Here is a 20622-nt window from a genome sequence, read left to right on the forward strand (position 1 = left end):
GGGAGCAGCGCGAGGAGCGCCCACCCGAACCCGTCGTACCAGGGCAGCGCGTAGGGGGCGGCGAGGAGCCACGCGAGGACGAACGCCGCCGACACCCGCGCGTGCTCCGTGTCGTCCCCGCGGGGGAGGGCGCGGACGAGCAGGGCGAACAGCGCCAGGGTGAGCACGACCATCCCGATCTTGATGAGGCCCCGGTTGGAGCCCCGGCCCATCGCGTCGTCCAGGAGGTGCCAGGGGGTGGCGAGCGACACCATCTCGCTGGCGCGGTTGATCTGGTCGAGGGCGTGCGGGCCGGCGAGGGCGTACGCGGCGGCGACGGCGGCCGCGGCGCCGCCGAACAGGGCGAGCAGGCGGAGCCGGGCGTGCCGGTCGCGCAGCAGGGCCCACGCGGGCCCGCCGCCGACGAGCGCCGCCGGGAGCTTGATCGCCGCACCGGCGCCCGTCAGCACGCCCGCCGCGAGGGCCCGCCCCCATCCGCGTCCGGAGAACACGGCGAGCGCCGCGACCATGGGGGCCACGGCGAGGACGTCGTTGTGCCCGCCCGAGACCAGGTGGTAGAGCAGCAGCGGGTTGCACGTCCACAGGAGCGCGGTGCGAAGGCGGCGCGCGCGCGTACGGGACGTCTTGTAGAGGATCCACGCGGTCAGCGCGAACGCCGCGACGTTGAGCGCCGAGAGGGCGAACACGGTCAGCTTCACCGAGTCGCCGCCGACCTGGGACGCGAGCGCCTGCCCGGCCGTCGTGATCGGCCCGTACACGCTGGTCGTCGTGCGCCACTCCTCCGCAGCGCCGATCACCGGGTCGCCCGGGACGTCCGCGGCGGTCGTCGCGTACGGGTCGTGCCCGGTGGCCGCCATCCGCCCGTACGACGCGTAGTTCAGGTGGTCGGCGGACCCGACGGGCGGCAGGAACATGAACGCGACGGCCGCGAGGAGGCCCGCCCCCACCAGCGGCAGCGGACGGACGGTCCAGCCGCGGCGAGCGGCGGCCATGCAGGCGCCCAGCCCGCCCGCGCCCAGCGCGATGCCCGCCACGACAAGGCCCGTCACCAGGTACGGCGAAGGGTTCGCGTGCAGGGAGTAGGGGGGGTCGGCCGGGGCTCCGGCGAGCGCCGGCTGGAACGCCGACGGCCCCAGCAGGGCCGTCACGAGGAAGCACAGCGTGCTCGCGCCGAGGGCGGCGAGCCCGCAGCCGCCGAGACCGGCCGGAGCCGGGCGGGTCATGGGCGGGGGCCGCGCACCCGGGCCAGCCGCCCGGCCACCGCGGGGTCGCGGACGGCCAGCGCCCGCGCCACGTCCCGGAACTGCCGGGCGCGGTGCGCCTGCGCGCGCCAGTCGGTGCCGGTGGCGCGGTGCGCGAGCGGCACCTCCACCTCCGTCACCCGGAACCCCTTGCGCAGCAGGTCGATGGTGAGGGCTGTCTCGACGCCGAACCCGGCGGCGAGCGGCCGCGCCGCCTCGAACGCCGGGCGGGTGAGGCAGCGCTGCCCGTTGAGCGGCTGGGTGGCGTCCCAGCCGGTGGCGCGGCGGATGCCCTCGCGGGACAGCCGCACGACCAGCCCGTGCCCGCCGAGCTTGACGGTGGTGGAGAACACCGCGATCGACATGTCGGCCTCGCCGCGCCGGACGGGCTCGACGAGCGGGGCCGCCTCGCGCGCGGTCCCGGCGAGGTCGGCGTCGAGGAACAGCAGGTGGCGCGGCTCCTCGCGGCCGTCCTCGAGCAGTTTGACGGCCTCGGCTCCGCTCTCCATGGCGCAGCCCTTGCCGCGGTTGCGGCCGTGCCGCACGACGCGCGCCCCGGCCCGTTCCGCCGCCCGGGCGGTGCCGTCGGACGAGCCGTCGTCGACGACCACGACGAGGTCGGCGCCCGGCAGTTCGCGGGCGGCCTCGACGGTGTCGGCGATGCGGTCGGCTTCGTCCTTGGCCGGAATGATCACCGCTACGTCCTGCATACCGGCGATCGTAGTGCGCGCGCCGCACGCTCGTGCCGGTTCGGGCGGCGGGTTCACCCGATGTTCCGGCGGTCGGTCGATGGTCGGTTCGGTCGGGTCAGCCGGCGTCCATGGCGGGCGCGGCCTCGGTCACGGTGAACACGGTGTCGAGCCCGGTGACCTGCAGGATCCGCTTGACGGCGGGGCGCGGGGCGGCGAGTTCGAGCGTGCCGCCCTGCTCCTTGAGCCGTTTCATGGCCGACAGCAGCACGTTCATGCCGGTCGAGTCGCAGAACTCGACGCCGCTCAGGTCGACCGTGATGTGGTCGACGTGGTCGCGCAGCAGGCCCGCGAGCGCGGCCTGCAGCCTGGGCGCGGTGTACAGGTCGAGCTCGCCGGTCGCCGTGACGACGGCGTGACCCCCTTGAGACGCGGTCGAGACGTTTAGCTCCACGTTCGGCACACTATCTCGCCGAAGGCCGGCGGGCCAGACGGTTCGCCGAGTCCCCTGTGACATGGGCGCGTCCGGGCGTGTCGCCCCTCCCGACCCGCCCACACCCTTTGCGTACTACGCACGGTAATGCGTTGTTTGCACCTCTGTTCGGGGCCTCGATCTTCACCGTTCGCCCTTCGCGGCGCCCCCGTTTGGGGGACGCTGAACCTGAGCAACAGCGGACGGCGCCGCCGCCCGCGCGGCGGAGCATTGGGGGGTGCGCCGGACATGACGGCCGAAGACCGCGAGGCCCGGCTTCGCGAACGTCTGGAGACGATCCGCGCGCGCTCCGCGAAGGCGAGCTCGTGGCGTTCGTCCACCGGGCACCTCACCCGGCTGGTGAACAAGGACGGCTTCGTCCCCGTGAAGGCGCGCCTGTCCCGGGAGGACGTCGCGTTCATCTCCGGCGCCCGCGACGAGGTGCTCGCGTTCGCCGAACTGTCGCTGCGCCTGCTCGACCTGCACCGGCCCCAGGACGCGGGCGGCATCACCAGCGACCCCGACCGCCCCATCCGCCGCTGCCGCGCCTGCATGACCCGCTGGCCCTGCGCCACCGTCCGCCTGATGGCGGACACGGTGTTCGACGGCGACACCTCCGGCTCCGGACGCTGACCGCCCTCCGCGGCCCGGCCGGCGCCGCCGAGCACGGCCGGGGTCACGCGGGCAGAATGACCTCGAACCTGCAGCCGGGGCCGGAGTTGGCGACGTCGATCTCGCCCGCGTGGGCTTCGATGATGCCGCGGGCGATGGCGAGGCCGAGCCCGGCGCCGCCGCCGGGGCTGCGGGCCGCCTCGCCGCGGAACGCGACGTCGAAGACGCGCGGCAGATCGTCCTCCGGGATGCCGCCGCAGGCGTCCGCGACCGTCACCCGCGCCCGCCCGTCCCGCACCTCCCCGACGATCTCCACGGTGCCGTCGCCCGGGGTGTGCCGGATCGCGTTCACCACCAGGTTGCGCAGCGCGCGGCCCAGCTCCCCCGTGTCGACCTGGACGGGCCCGGCGGCGCGCACGTCGCCGGTCAGCCGGACGCCCTTGGCGCGGGCGAGCGCCTCGGTGCCCGCGACCGTCTCGGCGACCAGGTCGGCCAGCCCGACCCGGCTCCGCGTCAGCCGCAGCGCGCCCGCGTGGATGCGGGACAGCTCGAACAGGTCGTCCACCATCCCGGTCAGCCGCTCGGCCTCCACCCGGATGCGGGAGTGGTACCGGTGGACGGTCTCGGCGTCGTCGACGACCTCGTCCTCCAGCGCCTCGGCCATCGCGCGGAGCCCGGCGAGCGGGGTGCGCAGGTCATGGCTCACCCACGCGACCAGCTCCCGGCGGCTGGCCTCGAGGGCCTGCTCCCGCTCGTGCGCGGCGGCGAGCCGCGCGTAGGCGGCGTCCAGCTCGCGGGACAGCTCGGCCAGCTCCGCGGGGAGGCGGCCCGCGGGCGGGCGGAACCGGTCCGCGCGGACGGCCTCGACCAGCGCCCGGTTCGCCGCGACGAGCCGGCGGCCGAGCAGCAGCGACACCGCCATCGCGACCAGGCCTGCGGACGCCACCACCGCGAGCACCACCGACCGGTCGTGGTCGTTGATCAGCATCAGGAACGAGATCACGAGGATCCCGCAGATCGTCGCGAGAACGGTGGCCGCGCTCACCACGACGAGCTGCGTCGCGACCGACCGGCCGCGCAGCAGGTACAGCAGGACGAGCGCGACGGCGGCCACCGTGACGGCCGCGAGCGTCGCGTAGAGGGCGACGAGGAGGAGATCGGCGAACGGGATCACGCGTCCTCCTCTTCCTCGGCGGGCTCGTAGCGGTAGCCGACGCCCCACACCGTGACGATACGGCGGGGCGCGGTCGGGTCGTCCTCGATCTTCTCCCGGAGCCGCCGCACGTGGACGGTGACGGTCGAGGCGTCGCCGAACGACCAGTCCCACACCTCTTTCAGCAGCTCGTCGCGGGTGAACGCGCGGCGCGGGCGGCGGATGAGGAACGCGAGCAGGTCGAACTCGCGGGCGGTGAGCGCGAGGGGCGCCCCGCTCAGGACGGCCTGGTGCGCGGCCACGTCCACGACGAGGTCGCCGTCGCGCCACGGCCCGCCGGGGTCCCCCGGCGCGGACGAGCCGGACGAGCCGGAGGAGCCGGGGCCGGGGCCGGGGCCGCGCGATCGGCGCAGCACCGACTTCACCCGGAGCGCCAGCTCGCGGGGGCTGAACGGCTTCGTGACGTAGTCGTCCGCGCCGAGTTCGAGCCCGGCGAGCCGGTCGGTCTCGGCGCCGAGCGCCGTCAACATCACGATCGGGACGGCCGAGGACGCGCGCAGCCGCCGGCACACCTCGAGCCCGCCGATCCCGGGCAGCATCAGGTCGAGGACGATCAGGTCCGGCGGGCGGTCGAGGGCGCGGCGCAGCGCCGTCCGGCCGTCCGCGACGCACGTCACGTCGTGCCCGTCGCGGGCGAGGTAACGGGCCACGACCTCCGCCACCGTGGGGTCGTCGTCCACGACCAGGATGCTGCCGGGGGCCGTCACGGGGCCACCGGCCGGGGGGTTCGCGCGCATATCACGGACCCAAAGTACGGGGCTCACCGGCGGTTCACCGCACGCGTCATCACTCTGTAAGGAGTCTGGCACGGAGCGAACATGGGACTTCACACTCGGCGACGATCGGCGCTTTAATGGCCGAATGCCGCAAACTCGCTCCGCGACCTCCACCGGCGCGGTCTTCGCGCTCATCATGGTCGGGGGCGCCCTCGCCACCGGCGTCGTGCTCGTCCTCACGACCTTCCGGAACTACCACTCGTTCACGATGCTCGGTTTCCGCGCGTCGGACGGGTACTTCCTGATGGAGTGCTTCCTCGCCGGAGCGGTCATCGGGGGCGTGCTGCTGTTCACGCGGCCGCGCGGCGCGGCGGCCCCGATCGCGGCGGCGATCGCGGCGTTCGTCGCGGTGGAGGTGGGCGTCCGGATCGGGGCGTACATCGCCATCATGCTGTCGGTGGGGCACTTCCCGGGCACGGGGCCGCTCGGCGACCTCCTGGAGCCGGGGCCGGTGAAGTTCATGGCCTACGAGCTGCTCGCGTCGCTGGTCGCCGGAGGGCTCGCGCTGGCGAAGGTGCTGATGTCGTCCGGTGCCGGGACGAACCCGGCGTTCGGCGCCGGGGCTCCCGGGCAGCCGTTCGGCGCCCCCGGCCAGCCGTTCGGCGCCCCCGGGCAGCCCCCTGCGGGGCAGCCGTACGGAGCTCCCGGCCAGCCCGTCCCGGGACAGCCCGTCTCGGGGCAGCCGATGCCGGGGCAGTTCGAGGCGTTCGGGCAACCCGCTCCGGGCCAGCCCGCGCACGGCCAGCCTGCTCCGGGCCAACCCGCTCACGGGCAGCCCGCGCCGGGCGGGCCCGCGCCGGGCGGGCCCGCGCCGGGGGCGTCCGGGTGGGCGCCGGGGCAGCCCATCGAGCCGCCCGCATCGCCGGGAGGGCAGCCGGGGGCGTGACCGCCGGGGGGCGGACGGACGCGGCCGCCGCCCGTCCGGATGCGTCCCCGAGGCGTCCCCGACCCCGGATTCAGGGTCGAGGTCGTCCTTCAGGGTGATGACGGGTGCCGGTGAGGCGGCCTACCTTGGGGGTATGGGCCGAACCATATTGATGATCCTCGGCGTGGTGCTGGCGGTCTGGCTGCTGTTCACCGTCGTCGGCGCCATCCTGTCGATGCTCAAGTTCTTCTTCTTCATCGGGCTCGTCGCGGTCGTCGTCGTACTCGCCGTCACCGTCGTCTCCAAGATGTCCAGAAGCGGATAGGAACCGGGACACCGGTCCCTTGCCGCCGGCTCGCCGATGGCCGCATGATTGCGCGATAAGTGTGCGGTTATCGGCGAAAGGACGTGTCGTGCCTGGTCTGACCGAGAAATTGCGCGAGCGCGCGCGCTCGCACCCCGACCGCATCGCCTACATCGCGGGCGACACGCAGATCACGTACGCGGACTTCGACCGCCGCGTCGACCGGGCCGCCGCGGCGCTCGCGGACGCCGGCGTCGGCGCCGGGGACCGGGTCGCCGTCCTCGACAAGAACTCGCTCGAGTACGCCGAGCAGCTCTTCGGCGCCGCCCGGATCGGCGCGGTGCAGGTCCCGGTGAACTACCGGCTGGCGCCCGACGAGGTCGCCTACATCGTCAACAACGCGCGCGCGAAGGTGTTCATCGTCGGGCCCGAGTTCGTCCCGGTCCTGGACGCGGTGCGCGACAGGCTCGAGCACACCACGCACGCGATCGTCATCGGCGGCGAGGACGGCCACGCCCACGTCGACTACGCCGCCTGGATGAACGCGGCGTCCGACACGGTCCCGGACGCCGCGATCGCGACGTCCGACGTGTTCGTGCAGCTCTACTCGTCGGGCACCACGGGCCTGCCCAAGGGCGTGATGCTCACGCACGACAACTTCCTCGCCGGCCTGCCGATGGTGAAGGAAGCCTGGGACGTCGACGAGTCCAGCGTCCTCATGGTCGCGATGCCGATGTACCACGTCGCGGGCAACGTCCTCACGGTCGGCGCCGTGTACGAGGGCATCACGGGAGTGATCGCGCGGGAGCCCGACCCGACGCTGATCGCCCGCGCGATCGAGGCGCACCGGGTCACGCACATCTTCCTCGTCCCGGTCCTGCTGCAGTTCATGCAGCTGATCCCCGAGGTGGCCGAGGCCGACCTGTCCAGCCTCCGGCTGCTGATCTACGGTGCGTCGCCGATCAGCGAGGACGTCCTGCGGGGCGCCATGCGGATGCTGCCGAACAGCGGTTTCATGCAGGTATACGGCCTGACCGAGACCACCGGCGCGATCACCATGCTGCCGCCGGAGGACCACGACCCGGACGGCCCGAACCCGCACCGGCTGCGCAGCGCGGGCCTGCCCAACTCGGTCACCGAGCTGAAGATCGTCGACCCGGCGTCGGGCGAGGAGCAGCCGACCGGGCAGGTCGGCGAGATCCTGTGCCGCACCCCGCAGAACATGAAGGGCTACTGGGGGATGCCGGACGCGACGTCCACGGCACTGCTGGACGGCGGCTGGTTCCGCACCGGCGACGTCGGCTACCTGGACGAGGACGGCTACCTCTACATGCACGACCGGGTCAAGGACATGATCATCTCGGGCGGGGAGAACATCTACCCGGCGGAGGTCGAGAACGCCTTGATGGGCCACCCGGACGTCACCGACTGCGCGGTGATCGGGGTCCCGCACGAGAAGTGGGGCGAGACGCCGAAGGCCATCGTCGTGCTGTCCGGCGACGTCTCCGAGCAGGACCTCATCGACTTCTGCCGGGAGCGGCTCGCGCACTTCAAGTGCCCGACGTCGGTGGAGCGCCGCGACGAGATCCCGCGCAACCCGACCGGGAAGATCCTCAAGCGCGAGCTGCGCGCCCCCTACTGGGAGGGCCAGGACCGGGCGGTCCACTAGGCCGGCCGGACCGGGCCGGGCGTTCGCCTCCGCGTGCGAGACGCGCGAGGGCGGCGAGGCGGGCGGGGCGTTCCGGTGGCCGGGCCCCGTCCGCTCGCCGTCCGGGCATGGACCCGGACGGACGCGCGCCGCCCGGGACGCCGCGGCGGTTCGCCGCGCGGCGGGTCGCGGGCGGGTCAGCGGAAGCGGACGGCGGCCGACAGCGGGCGGTGGTGGGACGACTCCACGTGCTCCGCCGGGACCCCGCAGGAGACGCTCGCCGACTTCGACATGAAGATGAAGTCGTGCTTCGCGATGGCGGTGCCGCGCCAGTCCTGGAGGGTCTCGTCGCCGGTCCGGGTCGTGCCGGGGCCCTGGTCGCACTCGTTGTAGGCCGCGTAGAGGGGGTCGAGGACCGCGCTCTTCGGCCCGTCCGCGAGGTCGCCGCCGATCACGACGCGGCCGGACCCGGCGAACTCGGCGAGCGCCCCGGCCTGCTTCGTCCGCCACTCGCCCGCGGGGTCGGCCGCGGCGGGGGTGAACTGGGTGACGCACACGCGGGCGCCCCACGCGTCGACCTCGCCGCACAGCGCGATGCGCCCGTCGCCCTCGGGGGCGGGCAGCTCCTCGGTCTCGGTCCCGGCGAGGGCCGCCGCGGTGCCGAGCGCGAGGCCGAGGCGGCCCTGCTCGTCCGCGCACTCCCCGCCACCGGGGTACTCGGCGAACTCCCAGCTCCACCCGTCGAGGTCGTCGTCGTCCCGGAGCGTGTCCACCTGCCCGGCGCAGACCTCCTGCAGCAGGACGGCGTTCGGTTCGACCTCGCGCCCGCCGACGACCGTCGTCCCGGCGCGCTCCACGATCTTCGCGGCCAGCCCGTCCGGGTCGCCGCCCAGCGGGCATCCGGGGCGGGCCTCGCCGCACACGTTCCACGTCACCGCGTTCACCGTCGCCGACGGCAGCTCGCGCGGCACGCTGTCGGCGTGGGCGGGGCCGCCGCCGGGGACGCCCTTGATCGCGGCGCCGGCGCCGGCGATCGTGACGATCACGGCGGCGGCCGTCACGGAGAGCAGGGGAATCAGGGCGCGGGGGGTACGCACACGTGCTCCATGTGGGGGAACTGCGGGGGGCGACGTCGGAATCTCACCACATCAAGATCGCCGCCGCCACCGGTTCCCGGGGACTCGGGCCAGCAAAATATGACAATTCAACCACCTGCCACGTGTCCGAAACCCTCTCACCTCGCGTTCCCGAACGAAAGGGCCGACCGCGCGCCCGCAGGCACTCGGCCGGCCCGCCCGGCCGCCCGGCGTCAGCCGAGGATCTCGACGACGCTTCCGGCGCCGACCGTCCGGCCGCCCTCGCGGATCGCGAAGCCCAGCCCGGCGGTCATCGCCACCGGCTTGCCGAGGTCGACGACCATCTCGACGTCGTCGCCCGGCAGCGCCATGCCGCCCTCGCCGAGGTCCACCGCGCCGACCACGTCCGTGGTGCGGAAGTGGAACTGCGGCCGGTACCCGTGGAAGAACGGCCTGCTCCGGCCGCCCTCCGCCGCGGTCAGCACCCGCACCCGCGCCCGGAACCGCAGGTGCGGCCGGATCGAGCCGGGGGCGCTGACGACCTGGCCGCGCCGCACGTCCGTCCGCTGGACGCCGCGCAGCAGGATCGCCGCGTTGTCCCCGGCCTCCGCGTGCTCCATCGACTGCCCGAACGTCTCCAGGCCGGTGACGACGGACGTCAGCGTCCGCTCGTCCAGCCCGACGACCTCGACCTCGTCGCGCAGCCGCACCGCGCCCTGCGCCACCACGCCCGTCACGACGGTGCCGCGCCCGGTGATGCTCAGGACGTTCTCGACCGGCATCAGGAACGGCTTGTCGAGCACCCGCTCGGGCACCGGGACGTACGCGTCGATCGCGTCGAGCAGGTCGCCGACGCGGGCCGTCCAGTACGGGTCGCCCTCCAGCGCCCGCAGCCCGGACACCCGCACGACCGGGACGTCCTCGCCCGGGAACCCGTACTCCGACAGCAGCTCCCGGACCTCCAGCTCGACGAGGTCGAGCAGCTCGGCGTCCTCGACCATGTCGGCCTTGTTCAGCGCCACCACGATGTGCCGCACCCCGACCTGGCGCGCGAGGACGATGTGCTCCCGCGTCTGCGGCATCGCGCCGTCCTGCGCCGACACGACGAGGACGGCCCCGTCGATCTGCGCCGCACCCGTGATCATGTTCTTCACGTAGTCGGCGTGGCCGGGCATGTCGACGTGGGCGTAGTGCCTGGTCGCCGTCGAGTAGTGGACGTGCGCGATGTTGATCGTGATGCCGCGGTCGCGCTCCTCGGGGGCGCGGTCGATGCCCGCGAACGGGACGGCCGACGCCAGCCCGCGCGCGGCGAGCACCTTGGTGATCGCGGCGGTCAGGGTGGTCTTGCCGTGGTCGACGTGCCCCATCGTGCCGATGTTCAGGTGGGGCTTGTCGCGCTCGAAGATCTGCTTGGCCATGATTCCGTCCTCACTCCTGGCTGGAACGTGAGAACCCGCGCGGACGCGGTGCGCCCGTACGTTTCCGAACCACCCCCCTCCGCTGGTTCTCCGGAGGCGGGGCGGAGAGGGGTCAGCGTCGCAGGCCGTCGACGGCCGCGTCTGCCGCTGCCACGAAGGAGGCAGCCGGCACCGCGCTCGGCAGAACGGTGTCCGCGAGCGTCCGGGTGCCGGCTGCGAAGAACATGCCGCGGACATTACGGAGTCTCCTCCGCCGCGTCGATCGATTTTTCGCGGGGCACGTTCAGCAGGACGACGCCCAGTGCGGCGCCCGCGAGCTGGCAGGCGGCGATCGCGAGGAGCAGGCCGTCCGCGCCCAGCGTCCCGGCGAGCACGGCGGTCAGCGCGGCGCCCAGCGCGGACGCGCCGATCTTCAGGCTGCCCGCGGTCGTGTTGACCTGGCCCAGCCGGTCGGGCGGCGCCTCCCGCTGCCGCAGCATCAGCGTCGCCGCGAACACCGGCCCCTCGCACAGGCCCGCGAGGACGAACGCCGCCATCGCCCACGGGACGGACGGCGCCGCCGCGGCGGCGCCCAGCGACGCGCCGAACCCGACCAGTCCCGCGATCATCACCGGTTCGGCGTGCCGGGGCGTCAGCAGGCGGCTCGACGCGAGCGACCCGAGCAGCGACCCCACGGCCATCGCCACCAGCAGCCGCCCGCCCGCGCTCGGCTCCGCCCCCAGGTGCCCGGCGAGCAGGACGGCCGTCACCGCGACGCCGCCGAACCCGAGCCAGCCCACGGTCGTCGCGACCGTCAGCGCCCGCAGCACCCGGCCCCGCACCAGGACGACCATGCCGCCGGTGACGATCGACGACACGGGCGGCGCGTCGTCCGTCCGGTCCGGCGGGGGCGGGAACGGCAGGAACGGCAGCGCGCACACCCCGACGACCGCGGCCGCGACGATCGCGACGCCCGCGAACTCGCCGCCGCCCGCGAACGCCGCGACGCCCGCCGCGAGGCCCGGACCCGCGATCGCCGCCAGGTTGTAGCTCGACGCCTCCAGCCCGTACGCGCGCGACAAACGCCCGGCGGGGACGAACCGGGGCAGCAGGCTCGTCAGCGCCACCACGATCGGCTCCGTGCAGCCGATCACCGCCGCGACGGCGAGCGCGAGGACGAGGGCGGACCGTCCGGCCGTCGCGAACAGCAGGGCCGTCGCCACCGCGTACCCGGCGGCGAGGAGGAGGGCGAGCCGCCGGGGCCGGGCCGTCCGGTCCAGCGCGTGCCCGATCACCGGCCCGCTGAGGACGTACGGGAGCGTCATCGCGGTCTGCAGGAACCCGGCGGCCGCGGCGTCGCCCGTCCGGGCCTGGACGGTCAGCACCACGGCCGTCGCGACGCCCTCCGCCGACACCCGCAGCAGCGTCGCGGCGGTGAGGTGGGCGCCGATCATGTCCCGCAGTCTCCCCCGGCCGCACGGCCTCGGAAAACCGCGATCTAGACTGCGGGTGTGACGGAGACGACAGCGCACGAGCACCGGGTCACCAGTGAGGTCGGGCGGCTGCGGACCGTCCTGCTGCACCGGCCGGGCGCGGAGCTGAAGCGGCTCACGCCGCGCAACAACGACAAGCTGCTGTTCGACGGGATCCCCTGGGCCGGGCGGGCACAGGAGGAGCACGACGCGTTCGCGGAGGCCCTCCGGTCCCGGGGCGTCGAGGTCCTGTACGTGACGGAGCTCCTGCAGGACGCGCTGGAGTACGAGGCCGCGCGCGAGCAGGCGATCGCGGACGCGATCGTCGACCTGCGGCTCGGCGACCAGCTCCGCCGCGTCGTCGAGGGGCACCTGCGCGACCTCGACCCCGAGAACCTCGCGCACACGCTGGTGGCGGGCCTCGCGCACGAGGAGCTGAAGGCGGGCCACGGGCTGGTGTACCGGCTGCTCGACGAGCAGGACTTCATCGTCGACCCGGTGCCGAACCTGCTGTTCACCCGCGACCAGAGCGTCTGGATCGGCGACCGGGTCGCGGTGACGAGCCTCGCGACGGACGCGCGGCGCCGCGAAGCCGACCTCGTGGGGCTCCTCTACGCGCACCACCCGCGTTTCGCGGGCGTCCGGCCGGTGTACGGGCCGTCCCTGGAGCACCTGGAGGGCGGCGACGTCCTGCTGCTGTGCCCGGGCGTCGTCGCGGTCGGGACGGGCGAGCGGACGACCCCGGCGGGCGTCGAGCGGCTCGCGCGGCAGGTGATCGGCGCGGGTCTCGCCCACACCGTCCTCGCGGTGCCCATCACGCAGGACCGCGCGACCATGCACCTGGACACGATCTGCACGATGGTCGACATCGACACCGTCGTGATGTACCCGCCGGTCGCGCACTCGCTCGTCGCGTACACGGTCACGCTCGACGGCGGCGACCTGCGGGTCGAGGGGCCGCGCCCGTTCCTGGAGGCCGCCGCGGCCGCGATGGGCCTCGACCGGCTCAAGGTCATCGACACCGGTCTCGACCCCGTCACCGCCGAGCGGGAGCAGTGGGACGACGGCAACAACACGCTCGCCGTCGCGCCCCGGCTGTGCGTCGCCTACGAGCGGAACATCGAGACGAACGCGCAGCTCGAGGCCGCGGGCATCGAGGTCATCCGGATCGGCGGCAGCGAGCTCGGCTCCGGCCGGGGCGGGCCCCGCTGCATGTCGTGCCCGATCCTGCGGGACGCCCCGTAGCGGTCACGCCGGCTCGAGGACCGCGCCGCGCGCCAGCTCCAGGCGGGTGCCGGCGAACCCCGCCCGCAGCCGCCGGTCGTGCGTCACGATCACCAGCGCGCCCCGGTAGGCGGCCAGCGCCTCCTCCAGCTCTTCCACGAGCATCGGCGACAGGTGGTTCGTCGGCTCGTCCAGCAGGAGGAGGTCGACCGGCTCGCCGACCAGCCGCGCCAGCTCGATCCGGCGGCGCTGCCCGTGCGACAGCTCGCCCACGCGGAGCCCCAGCTCGGACGGCCGGAACAGCCCGAGGGCGAGCAGCGCGTCCGCGTGCTCGTCGGGCGTGCCGGGACGGCCGTGCGCGTAGGCCCGCAGCACCGTGCGGTCCGCCGCGCCCGCCGGGCCGTCCTGCCGGAGCAGCCCGACGCGGCCCGGCCGCCGCACCTCGCCGGCGTCCGGCCGCAGCTCCCCGGCGAGCACCCGCATCAGCGTCGTCTTGCCCGCCCCGTTCGGGCCGGTGACCAGGAGCCGCTCGCCCGCCCGCACCGTCAGGCCGTCCACGCGGAGGCGTCCCTCGACGACCACGCCGTCGAGCGCGGCCACCTCGGTCGCGGTGGTGCCCGCGGTGGCGAGCGCGGCGGTGAAGCGCAGCGGCTCCGGCGGCGGCGGGGCGGGATGGTCGTCGAGCCACCGCAGCCTCTGCTGCGCCTGCCGGATCCGCCCGGCGGCACCGTGCGTCCGCGAGCGCGCGCGCCACGCCCCGGTGCCCATGCCCGCCTGCGTCATCTTGCGGGGGATGGCCGCCAGCCGTCCCGCGTTGGCGGTGACCAGCGCCGCGTGCCGGGTCCGCTCCGCCTTCCACTCCTCGTGCGCGCGGGCCTGCGCGGCACGCTCGGCGGCCTTCGCCGCGAGGTACCCGGCGTAGCCGTCGCCGTAGCGCCGCACCCGCCCGCCGTCGACCTCCAGGACGGTCGTCGTGACCCGCTCGAGGAACGTCCGGTCGTGCGTGATCGCCACGACCGTCCCGCGATGCGCGCGGAGCCGCCGCTCGAGCCAGGCGACGGCCTGGTCGTCGAGGTCGTTGGTCGGTTCGTCGAGCAGCAGCAGTTCGGGATCGGACGCCAGCGTGGCCGCGAGGACGAGCCGCGAGCGTTCGCCGCCCGAGAGCGTCCCGAGGGCGCGCCCCCGGTCGAGTCCGGGCAGCCCGAGCGCGTGCAGCGCGACGTCCACCCGCGCGTCGGCGTCGTAGCCGCCGCGCGCCTCGAACTCGGCGACCAGCCCCGCGTACGCGTCCAGCCCGTCCCTGTCGAGGGCGCGTTCGGCCGCGCGCATCCGCGCCTCCAGCACCCGGAGGTCGGCCAGGGCCAGGTCGACGGCCTCGCCCACCGTCGCGTGGAGCGGCAGGTCGAGCGCCTGCGGCAGATGGCCGAGGCCGCCGGGCGCGATCACCGTGACGTCCCCGTTCTCCGGCCGCACCGCCCCCGCCATCAGCGCGAGCAGCGTCGACTTCCCGGACCCGTTGTCGCCGATCACGCCGATCCGCTCGCCGGGCTTCACGGTGAGCGACACGCGGTCGAGGACGACACGGTCGCCGAAGCGCTTGGTGGCCTCGGCGAGCGCCAGTTGACTCGCGGTACGCAGAAGACCCACCTCCCTCCGATCAAGACGAGACGTACCGTCTCGCTTGCTCATGAGTATGCGCGCCTCACATGGAGAAGTCAAGACGGACCGTCTCGTCTGACGAGTGGGGCCGGGCGATCGCCTTCCCGGCCCCCGCGGCCCGCCTCTAGGCCGCCGGGACACGGCCGGACGGCGCGCCGATGCGGTGGCGGGCCAGGTCGGCCGCGACCCGCGCGGGCGGGCGGCCGTGCTCGCCCGCGGTGGCGAGCAGGTCGTCCACGGTGGTCTCGATGGCCGCCACCCGGGCGCGGGCCTCGGCGGCGTCGAGGCGGTGCAGTTCGGTGGTGACCGCGTTGATGACGCCGCCCGCGCTCACGACCTGGTCGGGCACCCAGAGGATCGACCGGGCGTGCAGCAGGTCGGCGACCTCGGGCGAGGCGAGCTGGTCGTTGGCCGGTCCGGCGATCGCCTCGCAGCGGAGCTCGGGCACGACCTCCGGGGTCAGCAGGCCGCCCAGGGCCGCGGGGATCAGGATGTCGACGTCCGCCGCGACGATCTTCTCCGGGTCGCACCAGGCGGCGCCGAGCGCGTCGCAGACGCCCTGCCTGCCCGGATCGATGTCGGTGGCCGTCAGGTCGGCGCCCTCGGCCGCGAGCAGGCGGCCGAGCCGTTCACCCACGCGGCCGAGCCCGATCAGCGCGCAGCGCCGGCCGTCCAGGCTCGGCGATCCGTACAGGCGGCGGGCGGTGGCGCGCAGCGCCGCGAGCGCCCCGTCGGCCGTGTGGGGGGACGAGTCGCCGCTGCCGCCCAGCCGCGCGGGCCTGCAGAGCAAGCGCGCCGAGGTCACCGGATTCCGCAGTTCGGTGATCTTCCAGCAGGTGAGCAACACCGCGCCCGCCCGGCTGCCCACCGTGCCGCCTCGATCTTGAAGTCGTGAGGAAAGCCGACCGCGGGCCCCGACCATCGCCCCGGCCGGAGCGGGCCGGAAAGACTGCGATCGCGTCCGAAGGCGGGTTCGAGCGGAGCGAGAACCTGATCGCGCAGCGAGCCCCTGGGCGAGCCGGACCGATGCGGCGATCGCACGCGGCGCCCGTTGAAGGAAAGGTCCCTGGGGCCTGACGCCGAGGGCGCCGCAAATGAACAATTTTGGACGCTCGGGCGGTGTCGACGGGGGCACGACAGCGCCCGAGCTCGACGAGGACACTACAAGGTGCGGAGCCGGGCACTTCGGGCGGGGGTGTACTTTTCAACTACCTCGGCCGGGGAGAGCCCCCGTTACGCCGGGTACGCCCTGGTCGTGGGCACTCCGTTGCGGGTGTCGTCGCAGAAGTCGCTCGTCGACGGCTCGTCGAAGAGATCGGGGAAGGCGGACAGGTCGGGCATGACGGCGTGCTCACCGGTGGCCGAGGCGATCCCGTTCATCTCGTTCGACCGGGGTGCCCGCAGGACGGCCCACACCGTGGTCGCGCCGTCCTCGTGGCGCACCCCCCAGCCTTCGGAGAGGGCCTCGACGATGCCGAGTCCCCGGCCGCCGAGGGAGGAGAGCGTCCCGGGGCCGCGGCGCGGCTCGGTCATGGCGCCGCCGTCGCTGACCTCCAGCTCGAGGACGTCGCCGTGGCAGATCCAGCAGACCCGGACCTGGCCGGACGGCAGGGGACGCGCGTGCCGCAGGGCGTTGCTGATGAGTTCGCTCACGATGACGCTGGCATCGTCCACGACGGCTTCGTAGACGCCCGATTCCGCCAGCTCTGAGCTGAGGCGCTTACGGGCGACCGCGACGCTGGACGGCGCGTGTGGCAGCAGTACGACGCTCGACGCCCTCACCTCCCCGTCGATTCGGTTGCTCGGACTGTCCCGTCGCCGCTCTTCCGGTACGACCGGAATGCCCTGTTGACATCGTCCGGAAACACGGACGCTCCAGTTTGCCACCTGCACAACGAGTCACCGGCCTTTCGGTCACGGTGATCACCCCCGGTCGTGGCGTCCGACGCGTCTCCGATGCCATCTCGTCACCAACTTCGCCCAACAATGGATCTATCCACCCACCGCCGCCTTACTCATCGGAACCGTGTTATCTACGTCGCCCTCGGGTCTGGCGGACGACCGGAACCGGCCGTCCCACGGATCAGCACACTGCCAGGCGACGGGATCGTCGGCGGCGCGGAACACGCCGACCTCACCCGTCCGGTCCCACCCCACTGGCCTCACGGTTAGTAACCGGTCCGCACGTCCCGGCTGGTCAACGAGATTTCCGCAGGACCAATCGCATGCGGGTTCCGGTCCCGTTCCGGGCCGGGTGGGCGGACACGGTGCCGTGCTGCGCCTCGGTGAGGCGTTTCACGATGTAGAGGCCGAGCCCGATGCCGCCGAAACGGCGGCGGTCGCCGGCGTCGCCCTGGACGAACCGTTCGAAGACCCGCTCGTGGTCCTCGGGCGGGATACCGACGCCCTCGTCCTCGACCGTCACCTCGATGCAGGCGCCGTCGGCGCGCGCGCAGACGCGGACGGTCCCGCCGTCCGGGGAGTACTTGAACGCGTTCTCCATGAGCTGGCCGAGGACGATGTCGGTCGCCATCGGATCGCCCTGGGCGTACGGCAGGTCCGGGTCGATCTCCAGCTCGACGCGATGGGCCGCCGACAGGGACCGGAACCCGGCGACGACGCCCTCGACGACGCGGCGCAGGTCGAACGTCTCGACGGTGACGGCCAGCTCGTCCCGTCCGGCGCGGGAACCGAGCAGGAGGTGCTCGACGAGGCGGCCGAGCGACTGGGCGCGCTCGGCGATCGTCGCGACGGCCGCGCGGCGGTCGGTGTCGGCCAGCTCGTCCCACCGGTTGACCAGCGTGGACGCGAACCCCTGGACGACCGTGATCGGGGTGCGGAGCTCGTGGCTGGTGGTGGCGAGGAACAGGTCCTTCGCCTCCTCCAGGGCCTTCGCCTCGGACACGTCGCGGAAGTCGAGGACCAGCTCGCCGGTCTCCTCGATCTCCGCGGCCAGCACGTTCAGCCACGTGCCCGACTCGAGCTGGTACGTCAGGTCCTCGCCGACCGCGGGCATCTCGAACGGCAGCGGGCGCCCGATCGCGTCGTCCGGCGGGATCCCGGTGATCGCGTGCGCGGCCGGGTTCCACTGCCGGACGACCAGGTCGTGGTCCAGGACGGCGATGCCGTCGGCGCTCGAATCGATCACCGCGCGCTCGTGCGCCCGCTGCCGGACGACGTTCGCGTACGCGACCGCGTTCCCGACGGCGACGCCCGCGTGCCCGGCGAGGAGTTCGAGCAGCTCCAGCTCGGTGTGCCCGACCTTGCGGCCGGAGAACAGGGCGTAGAGGGCGCCGAACGGCCTGTCCTTCACGAACGACAGCCCGAGCGCGATCGTGTGGAGCCCTTCCAGCTCCGCCCAGATCAGGTCGCCGAGCCGCCGGTCCCCCGTCGCGAGCTTGATCGTCTTGCCGCTGCGCAGCAGCTCCCCGACCAGGCTCGGCCGCAGCTCCGCGGACGCCCCGCGCATCCGCTCCGGCAGCCCCGACATGCTGACCAGCCGCAGCCGCTCGCCCTCGATCCGGACGAACCCGCCCGCGTCCGCCCCGGTCAGCTCGATCATCGCGCCGGTGATCCGGTCGAGGACGACCGCGAGATCGAGCTCGGCGTTCAGGTCGGCGACGATGTCGTTCAGCCGCCGCACCAGCCGCGCCCGCTCGGTCATGTGGTGCTGGACGATCTCGTCGTCCTCCACCGGCCGGTACACGCCGACCCACCCGAGCTGCGTCCCGGACGGGTCCTTCAGCAGGCTCGTGTCGATGCGGACGTCGATGAGCCGGCCGTCCCGGTGGAACCGGCGGGTCGCGATCGAGATCTGCCCGCCGTCTCCGGCCCGCCGGGTGAGCAGCCGCTCCTGGACGGCGTTGTGCTCGGCCTTCAGCTCGTCCGGGACGATCGGCGGCACGCGCCCGATCATCTCCTCGGCCGTCCAGCCGAACATCCGCTCGGCCGCCGGGTTCCACACGGTGACGCGGTGCCTGCCGTCCACGGCCACGATCGCGTCCGCGGCGCTCTCGATGACCGCCCGCGCGATGGGGTCGTGGACGTGGTGGTGCACGACTGTCATCGTGCCACCGGACCCGTTGCCGCGCCGGGGAACCGCAACGGAAAAGTTCTCACTCTTCACGGTGCGGCAACGGAAGAACGCCACGTCAGCGGCGTTCGCCGCGCGAATTCGCCAGGCGGCCGGCGGCCAGCGCGGCGGCTCCGGCGAGCAGGAACGACAGCAGCGACGCGCTCATCCAGCTCTGCGGCGCGAAGTTCAGCAGCTCCCGGACGTCCGTCCAGAACCCGGCCCAGCCGCTCACCGTGCCCGGGTTGATCAGCTGGTAGGCGACGAAGCCGATCACCCACGCGGCGACCATGCCCCACCGCGACGGCGCGGCGACCGAGCCGTCCCAGCCGTCCCGTCCGCGACCGAGGAAGAAGTCGGCGGCCAGGACGCCCAGCATCGGGACGAACACCGAGCCGATCAGCGACAGGAAGCCCGCGTAGTCGCCGATGTCCAGGACGAGCGCCAGCAGCGTGATCAGCGCGCCGAGCGCGACCGTCAGGACGCGGCGGTCCGCGCGGGGCGCGAGGTTCTGGATCGACACCGCCGTCGAGTACACGTTCGCGAACGACTGGTCGGCCTCGCGGAGCACGAACACGCCGAAGAACAGCACGCCCAGCGGCACCGCGAGGAACGGGTCGAACACGTTCCCGGTCGACCCCGCCAGCGCCAGGGCGAGCAGCCCCAGCACGTACGCGACGATCTGCGTGGCCGAGTAGCCGACGGCCGCCGCGCCGAACGCGCCCCGCTCGGTGCGCGCGTGCCGGGTGTAGTCGGCGGCGACCGGCACCCACGAGATCGACACCGCCAGGGCCGCGTCGGCGCCGATCAGGAAGCCGTCCCAGCCGCCGTCCGTCAGATCCGGCAGCGGCTCCCGCACCAGCAGCACGTAGAAGTAGACGAGCGCGACGATCACCGCGGCCGTCACGTACCGGCGCAGCAGCCGCACCGAGCCGAGCGGCCAGATGGTCAGGGCGGTCGTCAGCGCCCCGGCCGCGAGCACGTAGCCCCACCGCGGGATCCCGTCCCACAGGTGCCGCGCCGCGTCCGCGATCACGATCAGCTCGAACGTCCCCCACCCGATGAGCTGCGCGATGTTCAGCACCGTCGGCGCGTACGACAGCCGCGCCCCGAACAGGCCCCGCAGCAGCACCATCGCGGGACGTCCGGTCCGCGCGCCCGGCACCGCGGCGAGCCCGAGCATCAGCCCGCCGACGACCGTCCCGACGATCATCGCGACGATCCCGGCGGCGATCGACAGCGTCGGCACGCCGTTCTCGTCGGGCGCCAGCACGGTGTAGGCGCCCGAGAACGCCAGCAGGCTGACCCCGAGGTTCGCCCAGAACGCGCTCTGATCCCAGAAGCCGAGGACCTTCGGCGCCGGCTCGTCCAGGGTGTACGGGACCTCGTCGACGGCGGACGCCATGCGGCACTCTCCCTACGCCGGCATTACCCGGACAGGTTCATGCGGTCGGCGACGCCTCTGGGTTCGCCCTCTCAGCCCGGCCTCGGCCCGAGCTCCCGCGGAGAAATAGACGGAAGGATGCTACAACCGCCCGAAATGTCACGCCACGTACGGGTCCCCGTCGGCCTCCATCGGACGGCCCGCCGCCGCCCACGCCTGCATCCCGCCGTCGACGTTCCTCGCCAGCCACCCGGCCTGGTTCAGCGCCACCGTCACCTGCGCCGACCGCCCGCCGGACCGGCAGATCACGAACACCTCGCGGTCGCGGGGGATCTCCGCCGCCCGGTCGCTGAGCCGCCCCATCGGGATGTGGACGGCCTCGGGCGCGTGACCCGCGTCCCACTCGTCCTGTTCCCGCACGTCGAGCAGGTAGGCGTCCTGTGGAACCTCGGCGGCAGGCACCGCCGGCACGTCGTCCCCGAAAATCATCACTCCTCCATGGAACCGCGCGGAACCCC

Annotated in this window: 18 protein-coding genes, 1 pseudogene and 1 riboswitch; of the genes and pseudogenes, 5 read left to right on the plus strand and 14 right to left on the minus strand. The window is 73.8% G+C overall.

What is annotated here, in order from left to right; translation table 11 throughout:
* Positions 1-71 precede the first annotated feature (71 nt).
* The 3 genes and pseudogenes from mptB to ACFQ11_RS12415 form a co-directional block, all read right to left on the minus strand.
* Positions 72-1223 (minus strand): annotated as a pseudogene (gene mptB, locus ACFQ11_RS12405) (polyprenol phosphomannose-dependent alpha 1,6 mannosyltransferase MptB); the annotation flags it as partial.
* Positions 1220-1951: a glycosyltransferase family 2 protein gene (locus ACFQ11_RS12410; protein WP_378298416.1), complete on the minus strand. Its 732-nt coding sequence runs from the start codon at positions 1949-1951 to the stop codon at positions 1220-1222. The pseudogene mptB and the gene ACFQ11_RS12410, both read right to left, overlap by 4 nt.
* 97 nt (positions 1952-2048) lie before the next feature.
* Positions 2049-2384: an STAS domain-containing protein gene (locus tag ACFQ11_RS12415; RefSeq protein ID WP_378298418.1), complete on the minus strand. Its 336-nt coding sequence runs from the start codon at positions 2382-2384 to the stop codon at positions 2049-2051.
* Positions 2385-2651: 267 nt separating this feature from the next.
* Here ACFQ11_RS12415 and ACFQ11_RS12420 point away from each other — a divergent pair, with 267 nt between their 5' ends.
* Positions 2652-3035: a hypothetical protein gene (locus ACFQ11_RS12420; protein WP_378298420.1), complete on the plus strand. Its 384-nt coding sequence runs from the start codon at positions 2652-2654 to the stop codon at positions 3033-3035.
* Between the two features lie 43 nt (positions 3036-3078).
* Here the strand turns inward: ACFQ11_RS12420 and ACFQ11_RS12425 are convergent, their stop codons facing one another.
* Both ACFQ11_RS12425 and ACFQ11_RS12430 read right to left on the minus strand, forming a co-directional pair.
* On the minus strand, positions 3079-4188 hold the full coding sequence (locus ACFQ11_RS12425; RefSeq protein WP_378298421.1) for a sensor histidine kinase: 1110 nt from the start codon (positions 4186-4188) through the stop codon (positions 3079-3081).
* Positions 4185-4934, minus strand: a complete 750-nt coding sequence (locus ACFQ11_RS12430; protein WP_378298422.1) for a response regulator — start codon at positions 4932-4934, stop codon at positions 4185-4187. The genes ACFQ11_RS12425 and ACFQ11_RS12430 overlap by 4 nt, the downstream gene beginning before the upstream one ends.
* A gap of 154 nt (positions 4935-5088) precedes the next feature.
* Between ACFQ11_RS12430 and ACFQ11_RS12435 the strand changes: the two genes are divergently transcribed.
* The 3 genes from ACFQ11_RS12435 to ACFQ11_RS12445 all read left to right on the plus strand — a co-directional run bounded on the left by ACFQ11_RS12435 (position 5089) and on the right by ACFQ11_RS12445 (position 7841).
* Positions 5089-5889 (plus strand): hypothetical protein, encoded by an 801-nt coding sequence (locus ACFQ11_RS12435; RefSeq protein ID WP_378298423.1) that lies wholly within the window; start codon positions 5089-5091, stop codon positions 5887-5889.
* Positions 5890-6022: 133 nt separating this feature from the next.
* Positions 6023-6193, plus strand: a complete 171-nt coding sequence (locus ACFQ11_RS12440; RefSeq protein WP_378298424.1) for a hypothetical protein — start codon at positions 6023-6025, stop codon at positions 6191-6193.
* A gap of 88 nt (positions 6194-6281) precedes the next feature.
* On the plus strand, positions 6282-7841 hold the full coding sequence (locus ACFQ11_RS12445) for a long-chain-fatty-acid--CoA ligase (protein WP_378298425.1): 1560 nt from the start codon (positions 6282-6284) through the stop codon (positions 7839-7841).
* A 176-nt stretch (positions 7842-8017) separates the two neighbouring features.
* Here ACFQ11_RS12445 and ACFQ11_RS12450 read toward each other — a convergent pair whose 3' ends face one another.
* From ACFQ11_RS12450 to ACFQ11_RS12460, 3 genes are all read right to left on the minus strand, one after another.
* Positions 8018-8881, minus strand: coding sequence for an endonuclease/exonuclease/phosphatase family protein (locus ACFQ11_RS12450; RefSeq protein WP_378298426.1), 864 nt, complete (start codon positions 8879-8881; stop codon positions 8018-8020).
* Between the two features lie 248 nt (positions 8882-9129).
* A complete protein-coding gene (tuf, locus tag ACFQ11_RS12455; RefSeq protein ID WP_378298427.1) occupies positions 9130-10314 on the minus strand; it encodes an elongation factor Tu in 1185 nt (394 codons plus the stop codon).
* Between the two features lie 236 nt (positions 10315-10550).
* Positions 10551-11747: an MFS transporter gene (locus ACFQ11_RS12460; protein ID WP_378298428.1), complete on the minus strand. Its 1197-nt coding sequence runs from the start codon at positions 11745-11747 to the stop codon at positions 10551-10553.
* Between the two features lie 57 nt (positions 11748-11804).
* On the opposite strand from ACFQ11_RS12460, the gene ACFQ11_RS12465 reads away from it, so the two are divergent.
* Positions 11805-13010, plus strand: coding sequence for an arginine deiminase (locus ACFQ11_RS12465; protein ID WP_378298429.1), 1206 nt, complete (start codon positions 11805-11807; stop codon positions 13008-13010).
* A 3-nt stretch (positions 13011-13013) separates the two neighbouring features.
* On the opposite strand, the gene abc-f is transcribed toward ACFQ11_RS12465, so the two are convergent.
* The 6 genes from abc-f to ACFQ11_RS12495 all read right to left on the minus strand — a co-directional run bounded on the left by abc-f (position 13014) and on the right by ACFQ11_RS12495 (position 20590).
* Positions 13014-14627: a ribosomal protection-like ABC-F family protein gene (gene abc-f, locus ACFQ11_RS12470; RefSeq protein ID WP_378298484.1), complete on the minus strand. Its 1614-nt coding sequence runs from the start codon at positions 14625-14627 to the stop codon at positions 13014-13016.
* A 145-nt stretch (positions 14628-14772) separates the two neighbouring features.
* Complete coding sequence (locus tag ACFQ11_RS12475; RefSeq protein WP_378298430.1) at positions 14773-15516, minus strand: Rossmann-fold NAD(P)-binding domain-containing protein; 744 nt, start codon at positions 15514-15516, stop codon at positions 14773-14775.
* Positions 15517-15881: 365 nt separating this feature from the next.
* Entirely contained in the window at positions 15882-16430 is a 549-nt protein-coding gene (locus tag ACFQ11_RS12480; protein WP_378298431.1) for an ATP-binding protein, read from the minus strand.
* A 415-nt stretch (positions 16431-16845) separates the two neighbouring features.
* A complete protein-coding gene (locus ACFQ11_RS12485; RefSeq protein WP_378298432.1) occupies positions 16846-18714 on the minus strand; it encodes a PAS domain-containing protein in 1869 nt (622 codons plus the stop codon).
* 85 nt (positions 18715-18799) lie between these two features.
* Positions 18800-20125: a purine-cytosine permease family protein gene (locus ACFQ11_RS12490; protein WP_378298433.1), complete on the minus strand. Its 1326-nt coding sequence runs from the start codon at positions 20123-20125 to the stop codon at positions 18800-18802.
* Positions 20117-20234: riboswitch (TPP riboswitch) on the minus strand. (Overlaps the previous gene by 9 nt.)
* Before the next feature lie 29 nt (positions 20235-20263).
* Positions 20264-20590, minus strand: coding sequence for a rhodanese-like domain-containing protein (locus tag ACFQ11_RS12495; protein ID WP_378298485.1), 327 nt, complete (start codon positions 20588-20590; stop codon positions 20264-20266).
* Between the last annotated feature and the right edge of the window lie 32 nt (positions 20591-20622).

This window comes from Actinomadura sediminis, assembly GCF_042675525.1.
Taxonomy (GTDB): Bacteria; Actinomycetota; Actinomycetes; order Streptosporangiales; family Streptosporangiaceae; genus Spirillospora; species Spirillospora sediminis.

Excerpts from the sequence above, each read along its gene's own strand:
- ACFQ11_RS12410 (WP_378298416.1), bottom strand. The coding sequence starts at position 1,951 with ATGCAGGACGTAGCGGTGATCATTCCGGCCAAGGACGAAGCCGACCGC.
- ACFQ11_RS12420 (WP_378298420.1), top strand. The coding sequence starts at position 2,652 with ATGACGGCCGAAGACCGCGAGGCCCGGCTTCGCGAACGTCTGGAGACG.
- ACFQ11_RS12435 (WP_378298423.1), top strand. The coding sequence starts at position 5,089 with ATGCCGCAAACTCGCTCCGCGACCTCCACCGGCGCGGTCTTCGCGCTC.
- ACFQ11_RS12440 (WP_378298424.1), top strand. The coding sequence starts at position 6,023 with ATGGGCCGAACCATATTGATGATCCTCGGCGTGGTGCTGGCGGTCTGG.
- tuf (WP_378298427.1), bottom strand. The coding sequence starts at position 10,314 with ATGGCCAAGCAGATCTTCGAGCGCGACAAGCCCCACCTGAACATCGGC.
- ACFQ11_RS12460 (WP_378298428.1), bottom strand. The coding sequence starts at position 11,747 with ATGATCGGCGCCCACCTCACCGCCGCGACGCTGCTGCGGGTGTCGGCG.
- ACFQ11_RS12485 (WP_378298432.1), bottom strand. The coding sequence starts at position 18,714 with ATGACAGTCGTGCACCACCACGTCCACGACCCCATCGCGCGGGCGGTC.
- ACFQ11_RS12490 (WP_378298433.1), bottom strand. The coding sequence starts at position 20,125 with ATGGCGTCCGCCGTCGACGAGGTCCCGTACACCCTGGACGAGCCGGCG.